The 2,739-nt window shown below is 32.4% G+C and carries 4 protein-coding genes; all 4 read left to right on the forward strand.

Annotation, left to right across the window (positions count from 1 at the left end; all coding sequences use genetic code 11):
* The first annotated feature begins 138 nt into the window (after positions 1 to 138).
* The 4 genes from G3O08_RS20485 (at position 139) to G3O08_RS20500 (ending at position 2,633) form a co-directional block, all read left to right on the forward strand.
* Entirely contained in the window at positions 139 to 909 is a 771-nt protein-coding gene (locus G3O08_RS20485) for a hypothetical protein (RefSeq protein ID WP_163287315.1), read from the forward strand.
* The gene (locus G3O08_RS20490; RefSeq protein ID WP_163287316.1) at positions 906 to 1,376 is read left to right on the forward strand and encodes a toxin-antitoxin system YwqK family antitoxin; all 471 of its coding nucleotides are present in this window, start codon (positions 906 to 908) and stop codon (positions 1,374 to 1,376) included. The genes G3O08_RS20485 and G3O08_RS20490 overlap by 4 nt, the downstream gene beginning before the upstream one ends.
* Before the next feature lie 232 nt (positions 1,377 to 1,608).
* The gene (locus G3O08_RS21385) at positions 1,609 to 2,091 is read left to right on the forward strand and encodes a helix-turn-helix domain-containing protein (RefSeq protein ID WP_239541387.1); all 483 of its coding nucleotides are present in this window, start codon (positions 1,609 to 1,611) and stop codon (positions 2,089 to 2,091) included.
* Positions 2,088 to 2,633: a hypothetical protein gene (locus G3O08_RS20500; protein WP_163287318.1), complete on the forward strand. Its 546-nt coding sequence runs from the start codon at positions 2,088 to 2,090 to the stop codon at positions 2,631 to 2,633. Before G3O08_RS21385 ends, G3O08_RS20500 begins: the two co-directional genes overlap by 4 nt.
* The last annotated feature ends 106 nt before the right edge of the window (positions 2,634 to 2,739 follow it).

A 2,739-nucleotide genomic window follows, 5' to 3' on the forward strand; every position in this document is an offset into this window, starting at 1 on the left:
GTTTTCATGTTCTTGAAAGATGTTTGAGATTATCCTTCTAAGATACTGATTACCAATGCTTTATACTAATTTTTTAACATTTAATTTGCTGATTATCAGCGGGTTATATTTTTGTCATGTACTAAACAAATAGATACTATGTATTCAGAATCGACATTAGAACCTGATATTGTAAGTCGTTGGTTAAGTCCTGACCCATTAGCTTCTCAATTCCCAAGTTATTCGCCGTATAATTTTGTAGTTAATAATCCAATACTTTTTATTGATCCCGATGGAAAGGCAGTTAAACCATCTAATGAAAGTGCAGCAGCTGCATTTCATAGTATTGTTCAAAGTCTTGGCGGTCAAAAAGCTTTTGGACTAAGAGTAGAAGGAAAAGGCAAGAATGCTTATTACACCACAGATTTGAAATGGAGCATTGACAAATTTTCTAAAAAGAGTGGATTAGAAGGTGAAGCGTTATCCAATGCAATCGCTGTTTTTAAAGTTTTAAAAGCTGAAGAAATTGTAGAAATTGCTGTGGTTTCTGCTGAAGGTACACAATCAAATGTTGAAAACACAAGAAATGTTCAGACTAATAATTCAGATGTTAATTCTTTTATGACAAATACCGATAAAAGTAATAATTTGACTCCGATGGAAACACATGGTGAAATCAATACACTAATGAATAATGGTGATCCAAAAGGTGAAGGATTTGGGTTTTTTCCTGATGAAAACAATAGTACAGTCACAAATTACAATGCAACTTCTATTATTCCTGATGAAAAACCTTTAGGCGGTATTTTAATTATTAATAATCAAAAAAGTCAAGGTGACTTTACTTATGGTCAAAGTAATGGTCAATCAAAAACTGACGGTCAAGTGTTACAAAGTGGTATAAATGCAGTTCAAGACGAAGTAAAATGACAAAGAAAATTTTATTATTCATTTTCACTCTTTCCAACCTTAGTGCGGTATGTCAACATGAACTTGACGCAGCCGAATCATGTATACTTAAAATAGAAAAACAGCTTGATGAAGTACTTATTGCATATGGGAGTCGTGAATGTACCAAGTTTACAATTGATACGTTAAATGAAGATCTTCTATTAAATGATTACACTCTTTTAGTTTTTGATAAGGAATATAAGTCAAATCTAATTTATCAAATAACAGTCATTTCGGGCGAGAAAGAAGGTGTAGAAATTTCTTACATAAACAATGAAAAAGTTTTTGTCAATTATGTAAATGGGATAAAAACAGGAAAATCAAGAACGTTTTATCCATCAGGAAATGTGCATTTTGAAAGAGAATATAAAAAAGGAATTTTGCGACCAAAAGTTAAAGAGTTTGACAAAGAAGGGAATCTTTTAAAAACAATAAAAATCAAATAATCTCCTTCATTATTCCATACACATTGGACATTCGCAATTATCCACACATTAAATCAAAAATGCCCAAAGAGTATGGAATTAACTACATAACTAACGAATTGGAAATAAATACGTTGGGTAACATTGTATAAGAGATAATGGGGCTTTTGGTCTAAATATGAACTTCCTACAATCAATGAACATCTCGTTAAATTGAAAGTATGTTCTTCGAAATGCCCCACTACTCTTATACTTGCCGTTATGCCCAATTAAAAAAAAGCCAACCGCGCAAATAGCACATTTGGTTTTTGCCGACACGAAAGCCAACGCAGAAAAAACCAAAAGAGCTAAAATTTTCCCACCGCACAATACCGAATTTCAAAAAAATATTATTATATTAGCCAAATATTGTCAAGTCAAAAAAAGACTTATGAAAAATATTGGACAAATTTTACGGGAATTGCGAGAATCAAAAGGACTTTTGCTTCGTGAGGTTGGAGCGGAATTATCTCTTGACCCAACACTTTTAAGCAAAATCGAAAGAAATGATAGAATGCCAACCAAAGAACAAGCGAAATCACTTTCGGATTTTTATGGAGACAAAAAGAATGAAGTCATAATAGCTTGGTTAAGTGATAAACTTGTTTACGAAGTTCAAGACGAGGACTTGGGACTCGCAGCTATGAAAGTAGCTGAACAAAAAATTGAATATTTAAAAACTCAAAAGACCAAATGAACATAACAAAACAAACTGCAACAAGTAAAAGCCAAATTTTACAATATTTTAGAGATAGGTCAACCGAATTTCTTTCAGAGGTCAATGTTGAATTTGGAAATACAGAATACAGGAAAAAAGCCAAAAGTTTAAACACTCTTCTCGTTCAGGCAAAAGTTACATTAGTCGAAATTATTGAACAGAAAAGTAAAAAAGAAAATTGGTCAAATCAAGAAACACTTGAATGTATTTTAATGGTTACTTATTGCAATTATGTCGTTATGCTCGAAGTCCGCCATTCAGTATGGCCTTATGAATATATGGCATTTTCAAGAAGAATTGGAGAATTATGGGAACCTTTTTGCAAATTGGCTTTTGAATATCCAATCAATGAACTGGAATTATTCGTTCCACCACTATTTGCGGACGTTAAGAAACAACTTGCGGACGAAGTTCAAGATTATATCAATGAGCTGCCAATAGAAATCGAGCAAAAAGAACAACTTTTAAAATACTACAACAAAGTTTGGAGCTTGGTAATGTCTCTCCAGCCCCTTAAATGATTGGACACAGATTAAAGTTTGAAAAAAACTTTAATTTAGAACCAATGAAAAACAAAAAACGAAAAAGCACACAGGAAAAGATCACCATCATTAAAGAAGGTAAGGA

This window comes from Cryomorpha ignava, from assembly GCF_010686655.1.
GTDB classification, from domain to species: domain Bacteria; phylum Bacteroidota; class Bacteroidia; order Flavobacteriales_D; family Cryomorphaceae; genus Cryomorpha; species Cryomorpha ignava.

Bases quoted from the DNA above. Each gene is read 5' to 3' on its own strand.
- G3O08_RS20490 (WP_163287316.1), top strand. From the start codon at position 906: ATGACAAAGAAAATTTTATTATTCATTTTCACTCTTTCCAACCTTAGT.
- G3O08_RS20500 (WP_163287318.1), top strand. From the start codon at position 2,088: ATGAACATAACAAAACAAACTGCAACAAGTAAAAGCCAAATTTTACAA.
- G3O08_RS20485 (WP_163287315.1), top strand. From the start codon at position 139: ATGTATTCAGAATCGACATTAGAACCTGATATTGTAAGTCGTTGGTTA.